This is a genomic window from Paracoccus sediminilitoris, from assembly GCF_003259195.1.
Classification (GTDB): domain Bacteria; phylum Pseudomonadota; class Alphaproteobacteria; order Rhodobacterales; family Rhodobacteraceae; genus Paracoccus; species Paracoccus sediminilitoris.
Window position 1 is genome coordinate 32,823 of record NZ_QJPK01000026.1, and the last position, 17,876, is coordinate 50,698.

The 17,876-nt window shown below is 64.7% G+C and carries 17 protein-coding genes and 3 pseudogenes; 17 read left to right on the forward strand and 3 right to left on the reverse strand.

Annotated elements, in window-relative coordinates:
* The 11 genes from mmsA to DKT70_RS15160 are packed head-to-tail and all read left to right on the forward strand — an operon-like array spanning position 1 to position 13,399.
* On the forward strand, positions 1–1,521 hold the full coding sequence (gene mmsA, locus DKT70_RS15110; RefSeq protein WP_111559920.1) for a multiple monosaccharide ABC transporter ATP-binding protein: 1,521 nt from the start codon (positions 1–3) through the stop codon (positions 1,519–1,521).
* A gap of 10 nt (positions 1,522–1,531) precedes the next feature.
* A complete protein-coding gene (mmsB, locus tag DKT70_RS15115; protein ID WP_233490605.1) occupies positions 1,532–2,719 on the forward strand; it encodes a multiple monosaccharide ABC transporter permease in 1,188 nt (395 codons plus the stop codon).
* Between the two features lies 1 nt (position 2,720).
* The gene (gene araD1 / locus DKT70_RS15120; RefSeq protein ID WP_111559921.1) at positions 2,721–3,710 is read left to right on the forward strand and encodes an AraD1 family protein; all 990 of its coding nucleotides are present in this window, start codon (positions 2,721–2,723) and stop codon (positions 3,708–3,710) included.
* 7 nt (positions 3,711–3,717) lie between these two features.
* The gene (gene araD / locus DKT70_RS15125) at positions 3,718–5,460 is read left to right on the forward strand and encodes an L-arabinonate dehydratase (protein WP_111559922.1); all 1,743 of its coding nucleotides are present in this window, start codon (positions 3,718–3,720) and stop codon (positions 5,458–5,460) included.
* The gene (locus tag DKT70_RS15130; protein ID WP_111559923.1) at positions 5,460–6,371 is read left to right on the forward strand and encodes a Gfo/Idh/MocA family protein; all 912 of its coding nucleotides are present in this window, start codon (positions 5,460–5,462) and stop codon (positions 6,369–6,371) included. Before araD ends, DKT70_RS15130 begins: the two co-directional genes overlap by 1 nt.
* Before the next feature lie 10 nt (positions 6,372–6,381).
* Positions 6,382–7,896, forward strand: a complete 1,515-nt coding sequence (locus DKT70_RS15135) for an aldehyde dehydrogenase (NADP(+)) (protein ID WP_111559924.1) — start codon at positions 6,382–6,384, stop codon at positions 7,894–7,896.
* Positions 7,897–7,938: 42 nt separating this feature from the next.
* Positions 7,939–8,895, forward strand: coding sequence for a galactofuranose ABC transporter, galactofuranose-binding protein YtfQ (gene ytfQ, locus DKT70_RS15140; protein WP_111559925.1), 957 nt, complete (start codon positions 7,939–7,941; stop codon positions 8,893–8,895).
* Positions 8,896–8,950: 55 nt separating this feature from the next.
* The gene (locus DKT70_RS15145) at positions 8,951–10,450 is read left to right on the forward strand and encodes a sugar ABC transporter ATP-binding protein (RefSeq protein ID WP_111559926.1); all 1,500 of its coding nucleotides are present in this window, start codon (positions 8,951–8,953) and stop codon (positions 10,448–10,450) included.
* Positions 10,447–11,463, forward strand: a complete 1,017-nt coding sequence (locus DKT70_RS15150; RefSeq protein ID WP_111559927.1) for an ABC transporter permease — start codon at positions 10,447–10,449, stop codon at positions 11,461–11,463. Before DKT70_RS15145 ends, DKT70_RS15150 begins: the two co-directional genes overlap by 4 nt.
* Positions 11,460–12,422: a galactofuranose ABC transporter, permease protein YjfF gene (gene yjfF, locus DKT70_RS15155; RefSeq protein ID WP_111559928.1), complete on the forward strand. Its 963-nt coding sequence runs from the start codon at positions 11,460–11,462 to the stop codon at positions 12,420–12,422. The genes DKT70_RS15150 and yjfF overlap by 4 nt, the downstream gene beginning before the upstream one ends.
* Complete coding sequence (locus DKT70_RS15160; RefSeq protein ID WP_111559929.1) at positions 12,419–13,399, forward strand: aldose epimerase family protein; 981 nt, start codon at positions 12,419–12,421, stop codon at positions 13,397–13,399. Before yjfF ends, DKT70_RS15160 begins: the two co-directional genes overlap by 4 nt.
* 233 nt (positions 13,400–13,632) lie before the next feature.
* Here DKT70_RS15160 and DKT70_RS15165 read toward each other — a convergent pair.
* Both DKT70_RS15165 and DKT70_RS18235 read right to left on the reverse strand, forming a co-directional pair.
* Positions 13,633–14,969: pseudogene (locus DKT70_RS15165) on the reverse strand (ISNCY family transposase).
* A gap of 177 nt (positions 14,970–15,146) precedes the next feature.
* Positions 15,147–15,329 (reverse strand): hypothetical protein, encoded by a 183-nt coding sequence (locus tag DKT70_RS18235; protein ID WP_199559623.1) that lies wholly within the window; start codon positions 15,327–15,329, stop codon positions 15,147–15,149.
* Between DKT70_RS18235 and DKT70_RS15170 the strand changes: the two are divergent.
* From DKT70_RS15170 to DKT70_RS15190, 6 genes and pseudogenes are all read left to right on the forward strand, one after another.
* Positions 15,322–15,611, forward strand: a pseudogene (locus DKT70_RS15170) (BufA1 family periplasmic bufferin-type metallophore). The gene DKT70_RS18235 and the pseudogene DKT70_RS15170 sit on opposite strands and share 8 nt — an antisense overlap.
* A pseudogene (locus tag DKT70_RS18770) lies at positions 15,595–16,185 on the forward strand (multinuclear nonheme iron-dependent oxidase); the annotation flags it as partial. The pseudogenes DKT70_RS15170 and DKT70_RS18770, both read left to right, overlap by 17 nt.
* Positions 16,186–16,288: 103 nt before the next feature.
* Positions 16,289–16,522, forward strand: a complete 234-nt coding sequence (locus tag DKT70_RS18775) for a multinuclear nonheme iron-dependent oxidase (RefSeq protein ID WP_325048046.1) — start codon at positions 16,289–16,291, stop codon at positions 16,520–16,522.
* A 125-nt stretch (positions 16,523–16,647) separates the two neighbouring features.
* The gene (locus DKT70_RS18840; RefSeq protein WP_407672221.1) at positions 16,648–16,854 is read left to right on the forward strand and encodes an HvfC/BufC family peptide modification chaperone; all 207 of its coding nucleotides are present in this window, start codon (positions 16,648–16,650) and stop codon (positions 16,852–16,854) included.
* Between the two features lie 44 nt (positions 16,855–16,898).
* Positions 16,899–17,243 (forward strand): hypothetical protein, encoded by a 345-nt coding sequence (locus DKT70_RS15185; protein WP_146612653.1) that lies wholly within the window; start codon positions 16,899–16,901, stop codon positions 17,241–17,243.
* 22 nt (positions 17,244–17,265) lie between these two features.
* Positions 17,266–17,730: a DoxX family protein gene (locus DKT70_RS15190; protein ID WP_111559937.1), complete on the forward strand. Its 465-nt coding sequence runs from the start codon at positions 17,266–17,268 to the stop codon at positions 17,728–17,730.
* 39 nt (positions 17,731–17,769) lie between these two features.
* On the opposite strand, the gene DKT70_RS15195 is transcribed toward DKT70_RS15190, so the two are convergent.
* The coding region (locus DKT70_RS15195; protein WP_199559622.1) for a winged helix-turn-helix domain-containing protein at positions 17,770–17,876 on the reverse strand (107 nt) is incomplete at its 5' end.

Below are 17,876 nucleotides of genomic sequence, written 5' to 3' on the forward strand. Positions count from 1 at the left end.
ATGACCGCGCTGCTGGAAATGCGCAACATCACCAAGACATTCCCGGGCGTCAAGGCGCTGGACAATGTCACCCTGTCCGTCCGCGAAGGCGAGATCCATGCCATCTGCGGCGAAAACGGTGCCGGCAAATCCACGCTGATGAAGGTGCTCTCGGGCGTCTATCCGCATGGCAGCTATGACGGCCAGATCATCTATGACGGCCAGCCCGCCAGCTTTGCCGGCATCCGCGACAGCGAGGATCGCGGCATCATCATCATCCACCAGGAACTGGCGCTGGTGCCGCTGCTGACCATCGCTGAGAACATCTTTCTGGGCAATGAACGCGCCACCCGCGGCGTGATCGACTGGCCGGTGACCTTCCAGCAGACCGAGACCCTGCTGGCCAAGGTAGGCCTGCGCGAAACGCCCGGCACGAGGGTGGACAGCCTGGGCGTCGGCAAGCAGCAGCTGGTGGAAATCGCCAAGGCGCTGTCCAAGAACGTGCGCCTGCTGATCCTGGACGAACCCACCGCCGCGCTGTCGGAAAGCGACAGCCAGGCGCTTCTGGACCTGCTGCTGGAACTGAAGGGGCAGGGTGTCACCAGCATCATCATCAGCCACAAGCTGAACGAGGTCCGCCGCGTGGCCGACAGCGTCACCGTGATCCGTGACGGGGCGACCATTTCCAGCATCGATGCGCGCGGCGGCGATTTGACCGAGGATCGCATCGTCCGCGACATGGTGGGCCGCGACATGGCCAGCCGCTATCCCGAACGCGACCGCCGCGCGGGGGATGTCGTCTTCGAGCTGCGGAACTGGAACGTCTGGCATCCCGAACATGCCGACCGGCAGGTGATCCGCGACCTGTCGATGTCCGTCCGCGCAGGCGAGGTCGTGGGCATCGCGGGCCTGATGGGCGCGGGCCGGACCGAGCTGGCCATGAGCATCTTCGGCAGGTCCTATGGGCGCAACATCTCGGGGCAGGCGCTGATGCACGGAAAGCCGGTCGATGTGTCGACGGTGGATCGCGCCATCAAGGCCCGGATGGCCTATGTGACCGAGGACCGCAAGACGCTTGGGCTGATCCTGGAGGAGACGATCCGCCGCAACACCGTCCTGGCCAATTTCGAGGCCGTCGCCACCCGCGGCGTCATCGAGGAGAACCGCGAGACGGAGGTGGCCGAAAGATACCGCAAGGCGCTGCGCATCCGCACGCCCTCGGTCTTTCAGAAGGTGATGAACCTGTCGGGCGGCAACCAGCAGAAGGTCGTCCTGGCCAAGTGGCTGTTCACCGATCCCGACCTGCTGATCCTGGACGAACCAACGCGTGGCATCGATGTCGGCGCGAAATACGAAATCTACAACATCATCAACGAACTCAGCGCGGCCGGAAAGGCCGTCATCATGATCTCGTCCGAGATGCCCGAGCTGCTGGGCATGTGCGACCGGATCCATGTCATGAACGAAGGTCGCTTCGTGGGCGAACTGTCGGCGGCCGAAGCCAGCCAGCAGGCCATCATGTCGCTGATTGTCAGGGAATAGGGGGAAGGTCGTGGAACAGACGGACCGCGCGCCGGGCACAAGCATCGGTGCCTATATCACCAAGCATATCCGCGAATACGGGCTGCTTTTTGCGCTGATCGCCATCATGGCCTTCTTTCAGGTCGTGACCGGCGGCGTGCTGCTGAAGCCCGTCAACATCACCAACCTGTTCCTGCAGAACAGCTATATCATCATCATGGCCCTGGGCATGCTGCTGGTCATCGTGGGCGGCAATATCGACCTGTCGGTCGGATCGGTCATGGGTTTCATCGGGGCCTTGGCGGCGGTGATGATCGTCAGCTGGGACATGCCCGTGCTGATTGCGGGGGCGATCTGCCTGGTCGCGGGCATGGTGATCGGCGGGGTGCAGGGCTATTTTGTGGCCTATTGGAAGATCCCGTCCTTCATCGTGACGCTGGCGGGGATGCTGGTCTTTCGCGGCCTGTCGTTGTGGCTGCTGGCGGGGCAATCCATCGGGCCTTTCCCCAGCAGCTTCCAGTCGCTGTCCACCGGCTTCATCCCCGACCTGTTCGGTGTGGGCCGTCCCAACGGCCTGGCGCTGGCGGTGGGTGCGGTGTCGGTCGGGCTGATCGTGTGGACCGGCCTGCGGGCGCGGGCGCGCAACACCCGCTACGGCATCGAGGACGAGCCTTGGGCCCTGTTCCTGCTGCGCAATGGCATCGTCGCGGTGGCGCTGCTGTTCGTGACCTGGAAGCTGGCCTGGTTCCGCGGCCTGCCCAACGTGCTGCTGTCGATGGTCGTGCTGACGGTGATCTATGTCTTCATCACCGAACGCACCATCATCGGTCGCCGCGTCTATGCGGTGGGCGGCAATGCCAAGGCCGCCAAGCTGTCGGGCATCCGGACCGAGCGTCTGACCTTCCTGACCTTCGTGAACATGGGCTTTCTGGCCGCGCTGGCGGGCCTGGTCTTTGCAGCCCGGTTGAACACGGCCACGCCCAAGGCCGGCTTCGCGGTCGAGCTGGACGTCATCGCGGCGGTCTTCATCGGCGGAGCCTCGATGGCGGGGGGCGCGGGCAAGATCGTCGGCGCGGTCGTGGGGGCCTTCATCATGGGGGTGATGAACAACGGCATGTCGATCATGGGGATCGGCATCGACTATCAGCAGGTCATCAAGGGATTGGTGCTGCTGGCCGCCGTGTTCTTCGACGTCTACAACAAGAACAAGGAAGCCTGAGATGTTTTTGTCGCAACTGACATTGCCCGATGGCAGCCGCGCCGTCGCCATGCGGCAGGAGGGGACAGCGCATCTGGTTCCCGGCACCGCCAGCACCCGCGACCTTGCCTTGGCGGCCATCGCCGCGGGCCGCAGCCTGGGCGATGAGATCGCCGCGCGCGGGCAGGGCGCCCCCGTCGATCTGGCCCAAGCCCTGGCGCAGGGCCGGATGCTGCCGCCCTTGGATCACGACGACCCCGCCCATCTGCATCTGACCGGCACCGGCCTGACGCATCTGGGCAGCGCCTCGACCCGGGATTCGATGCACCAGAAGGCCGACCCCGAGGACATGACCGACAGCATGAAGATGTTCCGCATGGGGCTGGAGGGCGGCAAGCCCGCCGCGGGTCAGGTGGGCGCGCAGCCGGAATGGTTCTACAAGGGCAATGGCCATGCCGCCATCGCCCCCGGCGCGGCCCTGCCCAGCCCCGGATTTGCACTGGACGCGGGCGAGGAACCCGAGATCGCAGGGCTTTACGTCATCGCCCCCGACGGCCGGCCCTTCCGTCTGGGGTTCGCGCTGGCCAATGAGTTCTCGGACCACGTGACCGAACGCGGCAACTATCTGTGGCTGGCCCATTCCAAGCTGCGCCCCGCCAGTTACGGCCCCGAGATGCGCGTGGGCGATCTGCCCGGCCATGTCGAAGGCGTCAGCCGGGTCATCCGCGACGGCGCGGTCATCTGGGAAAAGCCCTTCCTGTCGGGCGAGGCGAACATGTCCCACAGCCTTGGCAACCTGGAACATCACCACTTCAAATACGACCTGTTCCGTCAACCGGGCGATGCGCATGTGCATTTCTTCGGGACCGCCACGCTGTCCTTTGCCGACGGCATCACCACACGTCCGGGCGACGAATTCGAGATCGCCTGCGACGCCTTCGGCCTGCCTTTGCGCAACGCCGTCCTGCAAACCCAGACCGACGCGGCCCCGGTCGCCGTCGCAGCCCTATAGGTGCGCCATGTCCTTCACCCCAGCCAAATGGCCCCGCAGGTTGCGTTCGCAGGAATGGTATGGCGGCACGTCCCGCGACACGATCTATCATCGCGGTTGGATGAAGAACCAAGGCTATCCGCATGACCTGTTCGATGGCCGGCCCATCATCGGCATCCTGAACACCTGGTCCGATCTGACGCCCTGCAACGGGCATCTGCGCGAACTGGCCGAAAAGGTGAAGGCCGGTATCTGGGAGGCCGGCGGCTTTCCGGTCGAGGTGCCGGTGTTCTCGGCCTCGGAAAACACCTTCCGCCCGTCGGCGATGATGTTCCGCAACCTGGCCGCCCTGGCCATCGAGGAAACCATCCGCGGCCAGCCGATGGACGGGGCCGTGCTGCTGGTCGGATGCGACAAGACCACGCCCAGCCTGATGATGGCGGCGGCATCCTGCGACATCCCGTCGATCGTGGTGACGGGCGGTCCGATGCTGAACGGCTATTTCCGCGGCGAACGCGTCGGCTCGGGCACGCATCTGTGGAAGTTCAGCGAGGCCGTGAAGGCCGGAGAGATGACCCAGGACGAATTCCTGGAGGCCGAGGCCAGCATGTCGCGGTCATCGGGCACCTGCAACACGATGGGCACGGCCAGCACGATGGCATCCATGGCCGAGGCGCTTGGCATGGCGCTGTCCGGCAATGCCGCCATCCCGGCGGTGGACAGCCGCCGCCGCGTCATGGCGCAGCTGTCGGGGCGGCGCATCGTGCAGATGGTCAAGGACGATCTGAAACCGTCCGACATCATGACCAAGGCGGCCTTCGAAAACGCCATCCGCACCAATGGCGCCATCGGCGGGTCGACCAATGCGGTCGTGCATCTGCTGGCGTTGGCGGGCCGGGTGGGCGTCGACGTGACGCTGGATGACTGGGACCGTTGCGGCCGCGACGTCAAGACCATCGTGAACCTGATGCCGTCGGGGAAATACCTGATGGAGGAGTTCTTCTATGCAGGCGGCCTGCCCGTCGTCCTGCGCCGCCTGGCCGAGGCGGGGCATCTGCACAAGGACGCGCTGACCGTCAGCGGCGGCACGATCTGGGACGAGGTCAAGGATGTCGTCAACTGGAACGAGGACGTCATCCTGCCCGCCGACCGGCCGCTGACCGACCAAGGCGGCATCGCGGTGCTGCGCGGCAACCTGGCGCCCAAGGGCGCGGTGCTGAAACCCTCGGCCGCCAGCGCGCATCTGCTGGTCCATCGCGGCCGCGCCGTCGTCTTCGAGGATATCGACGACTACAAGGCGAAGATCGAGGACGAGGATCTGGATATCGACGAAACCTGTGTCATGGTCCTGAAGAATTGCGGGCCGCGCGGCTATCCCGGCATGGCAGAGGTCGGTAATATGGGTCTGCCACCCAAGGTGCTGCGCAAGGGCATCACGGACATGGTGCGGATCAGCGATGCGCGCATGTCCGGCACCGCCTATGGCACGGTCGTGCTGCACACCAGCCCCGAGGCCGCGGCGGGCGGCCCCCTGGCGGTGGTCCGCGACGGCGACATGATCGAGTTGGACGTGCCGAACCGCCGCCTGCACCTGGATATATCCGATGCCGAAATGCAGGCGCGTCTGGCCGCCTGGACGCCGCTGTCCGGCCAGCCCGAAAGCGGTTACGCCTGGTTGCACCAGCAGCACGTGATGGGTGCAGATACCGGCGCGGACATGGATTTCCTGCGGGGCTGTCGCGGCAATCCGGTTGGAAAGGACAGTCACTGATGGACATCGCATTGGTCGGCATCGGCAAGATCGCCCTGGACCAGCATGTGCCGGCACTGGCCGCCAGCGGCGACTGGAAATTGGCCTCGACCGTCAGCCGCCATGGCACGGTGGACGGCGTCGAGGCCTTCACCGATCTGGAAACCATGCTGGCAGCCCGCCCCGATATCGGTACCGTCAGCCTGTGCCTGCCGCCCGTGCCGCGTTTCGCCGCCGCGCAGGCGGTGCTGCGCGCGGGGCGCCACCTGATGCTGGAAAAGCCGCCCGGCGCCACCCTGGCCGAGGTGCATATCCTGCAGGGGATGGCCCGTGCCCAAGGCGTCAGCCTCTTTGCCACATGGCATAGCCGCATGGCCCATGGCGTGGCCGCGGCGCGGCGCTGGCTGTCCGGGCGGACGATCCACGAAGGTCGCATCACTTGGCGCGAGGATGTGCGCAAATGGCATCCCGGTCAGGACTGGATCTTTGCGGCAGGCGGCATGGGGGTCTTCGATCCCGGCATCAACGCGCTGTCTATCCTGACGGAGATCCTGCCCCAGCCGGTCCATCTGACAGATGCCCAGCTGGATTTCCCCGCCAACCGCCAGGCACCCATCGCAGCCCGCCTGTCCCTGTCGCACGGCATCGAGGCCGATTTCGATTTCCGCCAGCAGGGTCCCCAGACCTGGGACATGGAATTCCGGACCGATGCCGGCCATCTTGCGCTGCGCATGGGCGGCAACCTGCTGGAAATCGACGGTCAGCGTGTGGGGGGGCAGGACAGCATCATGGGCGAATACCCCGCCCTATACGCGCGCATGGCCGATCTGGTCCGCGATGGCGCATCCGACGTGGATCTTGCACCGATGGTGCTGGTCGCGGATGCATTCACGCGCGGGTCACGCAACAGCGTCGATCCGTTCGAATTCTGAAGGAGTGAACATGACCTATACCCCGTCTGGCAAACATCTGATCCGTGGCGAATGGGTCGGGGGTGATGCGCAGTTTTCCTCGGACCCCGCAGAAGGCCCGTCGCACCGCTTTGCTTCGGGGACGGTCGATCTTGTCGATCAAGCCTGCGAGGCTGCTGAAGACGCCTTCTGGACCTATGCCAATACCAGCCGCGCGGATCGCGCCGCCTTCCTTGATGCCATCGCCGACGAGATCGAGGCCCGCGCCGAGGACATTACCCTGATCGGCACCCAAGAAAGCGGCCTGCCGTCGGCACGGTTGCAGGGCGAACGGGGCCGCACGACAGGTCAGCTGCGGCTGTTCGCGGACCATATCCGCGACGGCGCCTATCTGGACCGCCGCCACGATGCGGCACTGCCCGACCGCCAGCCCCTGCCGCGCCCCGACCTGCGGATGATCCAGCGCCCCATCGGGCCAGTCGCGGTCTTTGGCGCGTCGAATTTCCCGCTGGCCTTTTCCACGGCGGGGGGCGACACGGCATCCGCGCTGGCGGCGGGCTGCACGGTGGTCGTCAAGGGACACCCGGCCCATCCCGGCACCGGCCAGATCGTGGCCGAGGCGATCGATGCCGCCATCCGGCGCTGCGGCATGCCGGCGGGCACCTTCAGCTTTATCCACGGCGACACGCATGAGGTCGGGCAGGCGTTGGTCCGGCATCCGCTGATCAAGGCGGTGGGCTTTACCGGCAGCCTTGGAGCCGGGCGGGCGCTTTACGATTTGTGCGCGGCACGTCCCGAACCGATCCCCTTCTTTGGCGAACTTGGGTCGGTGAACCCGATGTTCATGCTGCCGCAGGCGATGTCGGCGCGCGGTGGCGAATTGGCCAAGGGTTGGGCTGGGTCGCTGACGATGGGCGCGGGCCAGTTCTGCACCAATCCCGGCATCGCCGTGGTCCGGCAGGATCAGGCCGGGGCATTTGCCGACGCCACGCTGGCCGCGCTGCGCGAAACGGGTGCCCAGGTGATGCTGACCCAAGGCATCGCCGCTGCTTATTCCAAGGGTGCCGACAAGATCAGGGATCAGCCGGGCGTGCGCGATCTGCTGACCCAGACCTGCGACGATCGCCGGGCGCTGCCACGGCTCTATATGGTCGCGGGTGACGACTGGCAGGCCAACCATGCCCTGTCCGAGGAAGTCTTTGGCCCCCTGGGCCTGATCGTGACAGCAAAGGACGACGACCAGATGGTCGCGTTGGCGCGCAGTTTTGCAGGCCAGCTGACCGCAACGCTGCACATGGATGACGGGGATTCCGAACTGGCCAAGGGCCTGCTGCCGGTGTTGGAACGCAAGGCGGGCCGCATCCTGGCCAACGGCTTTCCGACCGGGGTCGAGGTTGCCGACGCGATGGTCCACAGTGGCCCCTGGCCCGCCAGCACGAATTTCGGCGCAACATCGGTCGGCACGCTGGCGATCCGTCGCTTCCTGCGCCCGGTCTGCTTCCAGAACATCCCCGCGGCCATCATGCCAGAGGATATCGCGGGCTGAGAGGACAGCCCGAACAAGGTCATCAACCCAAGGGAGGATAACATGACCAAGACCCTGATGAGCACCGTCGCCGCGCTGGCGATTTCGGCAACGGCCGCGATGGCCGAAGGCGAGACGGTGGGCTTTGCGCAGATCGGATCGGAATCCGGTTGGCGCGCGGCCGAAACCACCCTGACCAGGCAACAGGCCGAGGACCGCGGCTATCAGCTGCAATTCTCGGACGCGCAGCAGAAGCAGGAAAACCAGATCGCCGCGATCCGATCCTTTGTCGCGCAGGGCGTCGATGCCATCCTGCTGGCCCCGGTCGTGGCCACGGGGTGGGATTCGGTTCTGGAGGAGGCCAAGGAAGCCGAAATCCCCGTCGTCTTGCTGGACCGGCAGGTGGACAGCAGCGACGACCTGTATCTGACCGCCGTCGGATCGAACCTTGTCCACGAAGGCGAGGTCGCGGGCCAGTGGCTGGCCGAAACCGTCGGCGACAAGGAATGCCGCATCGTCGAATTGCAGGGCACCACCGGCTCCAGTCCCGCCATCGACCGCAAGACCGGCTTTGAAAACGCGATCAAGGGGCATGACAACCTGGAAATCGTGCGCAGCCAGACGGGCGATTTCACCCGTGCCCAGGGCAAGGAGGTGATGGAGAGCTTCCTTCAGGCCGAAAACGGCGGCAAGGATATCTGCGCGCTGTATGCTCATAACGACGACATGGCGGTGGGCGCGATCCAGGCCATTAAGGAAGCCGGGCTGAAGCCGGGTACCGACATCCTGGTCGTGTCGATCGACGCGGTGCCGGACCTGTTCCAGGCGATGGCCGCGGGCGAGGCGAATGCCACGGTCGAACTGACGCCGAACATGGCCGGTCCTGCCTTCGACGCGCTGGAAGCCTATTGGAAGGACGGCACCATGCCCGAAAAGTTCATCCAGACGGAATCCAAGCTTTATACCCAATCCGACGATCCGCAGGGCGAATATGATCGCCGCAAGGATCTGGGATATTAAGCCGATATCCGGGCCGCGCAGGTCGTGGCCCGGACCCTGACGGAAAGGCCATCCCATGCTGTTGTCGATCAGGTCGCTGACCAAGACCTTCCCCGGAACCCTGGCGCTGGACGGGGTCGATTTCGACCTGCGCGCCGGCGAGGTCCACGCCCTTTTGGGCGAAAACGGCGCGGGCAAATCCACGCTGATCAAATGCCTGACCGGGGCCTATCGCCGCGATGGCGGCACGGTCGCGCTGGAGGGTGCGCAGATTGACCCCCGATCGACCGTCGAGGCGCAGGATCTGGGTATCGGCACCGTCTATCAGGAGGTCAACTTGCTGCCCAACCTGACGGTGGCGCAGAACCTGATGTTCGGGCGCGAACCGCGCCGGTTCGGCCTGATCGACGCCCGTGCCACGCGGTCCGAGGCGCGGGCGATGTTGCGCCAATACGGGCTGGACCTGGATGTGGATCGCGATCTGGGCAGCTATTCGGTGGCCATCCAGCAGATCATCGCCATTGCCCGTGCCGTGGCGCTGTCGGGCAAGGTGCTGATCCTGGACGAACCCACAGCATCGCTGGACGCGGCCGAGGTGCAGATGGTCTTCGACGTGGTGCGCGGGTTGCGCGACAGGGGCCTGGGGATCGTCTTCGTGTCGCATTTCCTGGATCAGGTCTTCGATCTGACCGACCGCGTGACGGTGCTGCGCAATGGCCGCCGGATCACCACGCTGGACACCGCCGATCTGGACCGCGTCCAGCTGATCGAACACATGCTGGGCCGTGCCTTGGAGGACGCGGTCGGGGACGCTGCCGCCGATGGCGCCGGAAGCGTCCGCCCCGAGTTGTTGAGTTTTCAGGGCTTCGGCCGTCGCGGCGTGATCGAGCCTTTCGATCTGTCCGTGGGGCAGGGCGAGGTCGTGGGGCTGGCCGGGTTGCTGGGCTCGGGGCGGACCGAAACCGCCGAGCTGATGTTCGGCGTCCGGCCCGCGCAAACCGGCAAGGCCCACGACGCCAATGGTCAGCTGGATCTGTCGAACCCCCGCGCGGCCATCGCGCAAGGCTTTGGCTTTGCCCCCGAAGATCGCAAGACCGATGGCATCGTGCCCGACCTGTCGATCCGCGAAAACATCATCCTGGGGCTGCAGGCGCAGCGCGGTTGGGCACGCCCGATCCCGCGGGCCGAACAGAACCGGCTGGCTGACGACTATATCCGCCGGCTGGACATCCGCACCTCGGGGCGTGAGAAACCGATCGGAGAGCTTTCGGGCGGCAATCAGCAAAAGGCCGTCCTGGCGCGCTGGTTGGCGATGAACCCGCGCTTTCTGATCCTGGACGAACCCACGCGCGGCATCGATGTCGGCGCCCATGCCGAGATCCTGCGCCTGATCCGTGAACTGACCGATGCCGGCATGTCCGTCCTCGTCATCAGCAGCGAGATCGACGAACTGGTGGCGGTCGCTGACCGGGTCATCGTGGTCCGCGACCGCCGTCACGTGGCCGAACTGAAAGGCACGCGGCTTGGAGGCGACGAGATCATGCGCGCCATCGCCGACAGCGGAGAGGTCGCATGACCCTGTTGAAACGCATTGCCCCCCAGCTGATCGCCCTGGTCGCGCTGATCGCGCTGGTCAGCATCGTCTTTCCGGGCTTTCTGTCCGTGCAGTTCATCGACGGGCGGTTGGTCGGTCCGGTGATCGATGTGGTCAAACGCGGCGCGCCGGTCGCGCTGTTGGCCGTGGGGATGACGCTGGTCATCGCCACGCGCGGAATCGACCTGTCGGTGGGCACCATCATGGCGATCTGCGGTGCGGTCGCGGCTGCGGCGCTGGCGGGCGGTTGGGGCATGGCCCCGGCGCTGGCCGCAGGGATGCTGACCGGGGCGGCGGCGGGGTTGTGGAACGGGGTTCTGGTCACCGTGATCGGCATCCAGCCTTTCGTGGCAACGCTGATCCTGATGACGATGGGTCGTGGCATCGCGCAGCTGATCACCGAAGGTCGCATCCTGACCTTTACCGATCCGGGCTTTGCCTGGTTCGGATCGGGGACGTTGCTGGGCCTGCCAGTGCCGGCCTGGCTGTGGCTGCTGACCGGGGCAGGGGTGGCGCTGCTGATGCGGCGCACCGCCTTGGGTCTGCTGATCGAATCCATCGGCATCAACCGCCGCGCCAGCGCCCTGGCCGGGGTGAACGCGACGGTCCTGCTGATCGCGGTCTATATGGCCTCGGGGTTGTGCGCGGCGCTGGCCGGGATCGTGGTGACCGCCGACATCCGCGGCGCGGATGCCAACAATGCCGGCCTGTGGCTGGAGCTGGACGCCATTCTGGCGGTGGTGATCGGCGGCAATTCCCTGCTGGGGGGTCGGTTTTCCATCATCGCATCGCTGATCGGGGCGATGATCATTCAGACCATCGACACGGGCATCCTGCTGGCCGGGTTTCCGTCGGAATACAACCTGGTGATCAAGGCCGGTCTGGTGCTGGTCATCCTGGTCCTGCAATCGCCGCGCATCGCGGCCGAGTGGCGCCTGTGGCGCGACAGTCACCGCGTTGATCGCGAAGCACGGCTGGAAGGGAAGGCCCGATGAACACCCGCGCGCTGCCACTTTACGCCACCATCGCGATCTTCCTGATCGCCTATCTGCTATGCTGGCTGCAATTTCCCAACATCCTGTCGACCCGTGTCATCGGCAACCTGCTGACCGACAACGCTTATCTGGGCATCGTCGCGGTGGGCATGACGCTGGTCATCCTGTCAGGTGGCATCGATCTGTCGGTAGGCAGCGTCATCGCCTTTTCCGGCGTCTTCATCGCCGTGATGCTGCGCGATACTGGCTTGCATCCGCTGGTGGTCTTCGCGATTCTGTTGGCGATCACAACCGCCTTCGGCGCGGCCATGGGGTTCCTGATCGACCGTTTGGCCATGCCCGCCTTCATCGTGACGCTGGCGGGAATGTTCCTGGCACGGGGCGCGGCCTACATGCTGTCGATCGATTCCGTCCCGATCCAGCATCCGTTCTTCAAGACGCTGCAGTCCGCCTATTACCTGATGCCCGGCAAGGGACGGCTGACGCTGATCGGGGTGCTGATGATCCTGACCGTCGTCGCGGGAATGATCATCGCCCACAGGACCCGTTTCGGCCTGTCGGTCTATGCGCTTGGCGGGGGCGAACAGACCGCACGGCTGATGGGGGTCAGACAGGGGCGCACGACGATGCTGGTCTATGGGTTTTCGGGGCTGATGGCGGGGCTGTCGGGGATCGTCTTTTCGGTCTATACCGGATCGGGCTATTCGCTGGCCACGGTGGGAACCGAACTGACCGCCATCGCGGCGGTAGTGATCGGTGGCACCCTGCTCAGCGGGGGCGCGGGCTACATGTTCGGCACGCTGGTCGGCGTCTTGACCATGGGGCTGATCCAGACCTACATCGTCTTCGACGGGTCGCTGTCCAGCTGGTGGACCAAGATCGTCATCGGCATCCTGCTGCTGGTCTTCATCCTCCTGCAGAAGGGTCTTTTGAAACTCTCACGCACGAGGTTGGCATGACGCCTGCGCATGCGGGGCTGTTGCCCGACGGACGGCTCGTTGAACGCTTCACCCTCCGCGGCGGCGGGCTGCGGGCAGAGATGCTGACCCTTGGCGCCATCGTACAGGATTTGCGCTTGGACGGCGTGGACCATCCCTTGGTGCTGGGCTGCCCCGACCTAGCGGATTATTTGGATGGCGGCCGCTATTTCGGGGCCATCGTGGGGCGTTTCGCGAACCGTATCGGCGGCGCAGGGTTCAGACTGGACGGCCGTGATTACCGGACGGACCAGAATTTTCGCGGCAGGCACACGCTGCATGGCGGGTCCGACGGATGCGACCTGCAGATCTGGCAGATCGTGGCATTGGCCGAAGACAGGGCGACCCTGACGCTGGACCTGCAAGATGGGCATATGGGCTTTCCGGGCCGGATCGAGATTACCGCCCAGATCGCCTTGGCCGACGGGGCGCTATGCTTTACCCTGTTCGCCCGCAGTGACGCCCCGACGCCCTGCAGCCTGGCGCATCATGGCTTCTTCGATCTGGACGGGACGGGCGACATCCGCAACCACGACCTGACCATCGCGGCCGCCCATTACCTGCCGGTCGATGACGACCTGATCCCCACGGGCCAGATCGCGCCGGTCGTTGGGACCGCTTTCGATTTCCTGACCCCGCGACGTATCGGTTCAGCGGGGTATGACCATAATTTCTGCCTGTCCACCACGCCGCAACCCCTTCGTCCGGTGGCCCAGCTGTCCGGACAGTCGGGCCTGACCCTTCATATCGAAACGACGGCCTGCGGGCTGCAATTCTATGACGGCGCCTATATCGATAGGGTTCGGGGGATTGGAGAGCGCGTCTATGGCCCCCATGCAGGGTTGGCGCTGGAAACGCAGGCCTGGCCCGATGCGCCGAACCGCGAGGGGTTCCCCGACGCCATCCTGCGCCCCGACCAGACATGGTGCGAGGTGACGCGATACCGCTTCCGAAGTTGACCGCACGATCTTCTGGCCTTGCATCGGTGGCCAGGGCTAAAGGCATGCGGCTTGGCGGATGGCGACAGTTCCGCTTCGGACTCAGATATAATGTTGTCACCAAGTTAAAACGTCGCGTGTTCCGCCATTTAGAAATATCGCTGCCGGTGCGGCTGTGTGATGAGCCGGCCCCGGCCCGCTCTCTCCACAAAGGGCCGTAGGGGCGGGGCCGGCGGCTTTGGGCTCCCATGTCGTCATTCTGCTGGCGGCGGTGCAGCGGCCTGCGCTTCAGCCGCACGCCGTTCAAGCCCGCTTATCCTGCCGCCGCCACGCTTGCGCGTGGGAGTATAGCGGGTGCGCTGCTTGCCGACCGCGCCGACCAGCGGAGGATCGGCGTCCTGCTGCGTCTCGATGAAGGCCAGCATGTCGCCAAGGCGCTTGTTCTCGGTGATCGCGGTGTGGGTCACGCGCTGCTGGCTGGGGTTGAAGATCCGGTAGGGCAGTGGGATGCCTTTCCAGCGGATCTCGAACGGCCGGTCAGCAAGGCGTAGGTCTCGACATAGCGCCTAATCGCGCTGCGCGCATAATCGCTGTCCTCGAGGATGAACTTCCGGCGCTCGTAATGCACCACCAAGCTCGCGCCGACCCGTCGCTGGTCGCGAACGCAGAGGATGTCGCTGCGGCGTGATGCCGGCAGATTGAATGGCCGATGCAGGTTGTCGGGCCGGGCAGGGGGATAGGCAAAGCGCAGGTTGTGCCGAGCGATGAAGCAGGGCAGGAAAGCGTTGCTCGCCGCCATGTCGCTGATCCCGGCCAGCCGCAATTCCTTGAAAAGCCGGTCCTGCAACGTTCGGTTCGCCAGTTCCACCCTGCCCTTGGCCTGTGAACTGTTTGCACATAGGATCTCGATGTTCAGTTCGCTCAAAGCGCGGCCGAACTGTGTCATTCCGTGCCCGATGCGGGCCTCTGTCTTGTTGACGCGGAAAACGCTGTGCTTGTCGGAATAAAAGGCCACCGGCAGACCATGCTCGTGCAGATAATCCGCCAAGACTGCGAAATAGCTCTCGGTTGACACCGAGCGCACGAAGCGCAGATGCATGAGCGCACCCGTGGCATCGTCGATGAACACCAACAGCGTGCAGGCAGGGCCGCGGTCCTCAAACCAGCGATGCTCGGAGCCGTCGATCTGGATCATCTCACCCAAGGCTTCCCGCCGCATACGGGGCTGATGCACCCGGCGCCTTTGTGATCGGCTTTGCCAGATCCCGTCCGCGATCATCCATTTGCGCAGCGTCTCCGAGGAGACCCGGATGCCGTGCCGCTCGGCCAGCGTCTCGGCCGCCAAGGTCGGTCCCAAGTCGGAATAGTCGATGCGGATGAGCGACAGGATGTAATCGCGCTTCAGATCGCCGATGCGGTTGTTTGACGGCCGGCAGCGCAGCTTGTGGCGCAAAGCCATCGCACCATCAGCACGAACTCCTCGGATCAACCGCTGCACCTGGCGCGGGCTGAGACCCAGCTGGCTCGCCGCCGTCACGCTGCGCAGGCTGCCGTCCAGCACCTCAATGCGTTGAAGCTCGTGCTCGCTCATTAGGATAAGATAAGCCCCATGTCGAAAACCCTCGTGCCATGCTGCTTAGCTCAGCGCAGTGTCAGCTTTCAGGGCAGAGGCGACAAATCAACTTTGCCGGTTCGAGACAATCTCACTTTGCTCTTACATATAATGTTTTAATAATCCGTCTTATGTAAAATTAAAGGAGCACAGCACCTAATGGAAGGCGATGCCCGGCATGCGCGATAAGCCTTGCAACCAGCCGCCAAACTGAACTGAGGCATTCCAAAAAAATATCGGATGCGGCGTAACGCTTCCCTCGGCTGCGGCGAACTGTCCTTCATCGGACACCACGGGGGTGACCGACTGACTGACGGGAGCTTTCATCATGATGACCAAGACCACGATTCTTGCGCTCGCCCTTCTTGGCGCCTGCGCCGCTGCAACCGGTGCCAGCGCACAGGATATGGAAAATGCTACGGCGTCGCACCCGCCGGAGAGAACGGCTGCGCCGCCCGCCCCGGACCGACCTGTGCCGGCACATCCACCGTCGATTACCAGGGGAACGCATGGTCCCTTGTTCCGGCCGGCAACCGCGAGAAAATGGCCGTACCTACCGCCGACGACGGCACCGAGCGCATGGGGTCGCTGACCGCGTTGGAGCGTGATCTGCCGGCATAACCGCCCCGGACACCGCGCGGCGGATCGAGGTCGCGCGGCAAACCGTCCAGCCCAGAGGGAGACGCGACGTGACACAGCTTCCCGATACGGTGGCATTGGCTTCAAGCGCTCTCATTACGAGGACCTGCGCAGCACGCCGAACGAACTGGGGTTCATCGCGGTCCATGGCGAGAACTACATGGGCGATGGCGGACTGCCCCATGCGCAGCTGGCGATGCTGCGCGACTGCTATGCGCTGTCGATCCACGGGGTCGGTCTGTCCATCGGCAGCTCCGGCCCCCTGGATCGCGACCACTTGGCACGCATGAAGCGCCTGTGCGGCCGGTACGCTCCCGAAAGCTTTTTCAAGCATCTTGCCTGGTCCAGCCATGGCGGCGCGTTCCTGAACAATCTTCTGCACCTGCCCTATGACGATCGGACGCTGTCGACTGTCTGCAATCACATTGACCATGTGCAGGACATGCTTGGTGGCCGGATGCGTCTGGAAAATCCTTCCATCTACGTCACCTTTCAGACGTCCACTCTGTCAGAAACCGATTTCCGTCGATTGATCGTGCTCCGCACGGGTTGCGGGCTGCTGCTGGACGTCAACAATGTCTTTGTCAGCTGTACCAATCACAGCATGGCCCCGCGCCTAGCTGGCCGAATTTCCGCTGGAGGCCGGGGGCGAAATCCTTCTGGGCGGTCACGACGCCGAAGAGCTGCCCTCGGGGCCGCTGTTGATCGACGACCATGGATCGCCCGTCGCGGATCCGGTCTGGACCTTATATGCCGAAACGGTGGCGCGCGGCGGGCCCCGGCCCACAGTGATCGAATGGGACAACAATGTTACGGAATTCCCGGTCCTTCTGGCCGAAGCGAACCGTGCCGCGGCGATCCTCAGCGAGGCTGGCCATGCGCTAGCATCGTGAAACAGAAGCGGCATTCCGCGCAGGCCTCGCCTCGCTAGATGTTCCGCCCGGTGTGACGGCGGTGGGGGATCTGGCGCGCCGTTTTTCAGTCTATCGCAACACTGTCGCGCATTCCATGTAAGGCGCTGGCACGGCGGTTCCCCACCGTGTTGCGGCTTGTGGGGACGGCGTTCTTCAAGGCCACGGCGCGCATCTTCGTTGCGCACCACCCCCCGCGATCGGCGATCCTGCACGAATATGGCACGGAATTTCCGGACTTTTGTGCGGCCTTTCCTCCGGTAGCCAAGGTCCCCTACCTTGCAGACATCGCCCGTCTGGAAGTGCTGCGGTAGAAGCCTATCATGCCGCCGATGCCCTGCCGATATCGGTGGCCGAGGTGACGACCGCATTCGCCCCGGGCCGCGAAACGATCAGCCTGGAACTGCATTCTTCGGTCCGCGTGATCGTGTCACGCCACCCCATCGTGTCGACCTGGGCGATGAACCAAACCGGCGCTTCCCTTGTCCCCCTGCTACCGATCCCAGATGCGGCGGTGATCTTTCGACGGGGTGACGATGCTGTCGTGCTGCGCATCTCTCAGGACACCGCCGGCGACACTGGCCGCTTGGGTGATGGTGCCCCCTTGGGACTGGCCTGCAGCATCGTCGGACCGGACCTTGCGGCCGATGCGGTTGGGACCATCCTGAATTATTGGCTGATCATGGCCCCGAACCCCACATAAAGGCGAAAGAACCATGCACATCATGACAACAAGACCGTATGGCGCCCAAGCCCTTGGCCGCATCAGTCACTTGATCGTCGCGGGAAATGCCATTGCCGGTCGCCTGCCTTGGTCCGTCCCGGCCCTGCTGGCCCTGCTGATCCCGGCATGGGTGTTCTGGTCCTCGGCCCGCACCAAGGTCAATGGTTTTGCCATTGCCGACAGCACATGGTGGTTGTTCAAAAACGAATACGCCCTGCCGCTGATCGCCGCGGCGGCGGCTGTTCTGGCCACCTTGGCGGAGCATGTCTTTTCCGTGGCGCTGGCGTTGGGCATCGTGACCCGTGCGTCCGCCGCGGACTTGTTGGGCATGACGGCGGTGATACAGATTTTCGTCTATCCGTCGGCCTGGGTGACGCATGGCCTCTGGGCCACATGTTTCTTGGCGCTTGTCGCCAAAGGACCGGGCGCGTTGTCGCTTGATCGCCTTCCGCGGCTGGATCGCTGAACAGTACCTTGCCCGGCGTCGGACCGATGATGCCCGACCCTAGCCGAGGGCGTATCCTGTGCCGCGGACGGTTCGGACCGGGTTGTCGCCGCCGTTTTGCATCAGTGCCTTGCGCAGGCGGCCGACATGGACGTCGATGGTGCGGG

Coding starts and splice junctions, on each gene's coding strand:
- mmsA (WP_111559920.1), top strand. CDS start 1: ATGACCGCGCTGCTGGAAATGCGCAACATCACCAAGACATTCCCGGGC.
- araD1 (WP_111559921.1), top strand. CDS start 2,721: ATGTTTTTGTCGCAACTGACATTGCCCGATGGCAGCCGCGCCGTCGCC.
- araD (WP_111559922.1), top strand. CDS start 3,718: ATGTCCTTCACCCCAGCCAAATGGCCCCGCAGGTTGCGTTCGCAGGAA.
- DKT70_RS15130 (WP_111559923.1), top strand. CDS start 5,460: ATGGACATCGCATTGGTCGGCATCGGCAAGATCGCCCTGGACCAGCAT.
- DKT70_RS15135 (WP_111559924.1), top strand. CDS start 6,382: ATGACCTATACCCCGTCTGGCAAACATCTGATCCGTGGCGAATGGGTC.
- ytfQ (WP_111559925.1), top strand. CDS start 7,939: ATGACCAAGACCCTGATGAGCACCGTCGCCGCGCTGGCGATTTCGGCA.
- DKT70_RS15145 (WP_111559926.1), top strand. CDS start 8,951: ATGCTGTTGTCGATCAGGTCGCTGACCAAGACCTTCCCCGGAACCCTG.
- DKT70_RS15150 (WP_111559927.1), top strand. CDS start 10,447: ATGACCCTGTTGAAACGCATTGCCCCCCAGCTGATCGCCCTGGTCGCG.
- yjfF (WP_111559928.1), top strand. CDS start 11,460: ATGAACACCCGCGCGCTGCCACTTTACGCCACCATCGCGATCTTCCTG.
- DKT70_RS15160 (WP_111559929.1), top strand. CDS start 12,419: ATGACGCCTGCGCATGCGGGGCTGTTGCCCGACGGACGGCTCGTTGAA.
- DKT70_RS15190 (WP_111559937.1), top strand. CDS start 17,266: ATGACAACAAGACCGTATGGCGCCCAAGCCCTTGGCCGCATCAGTCAC.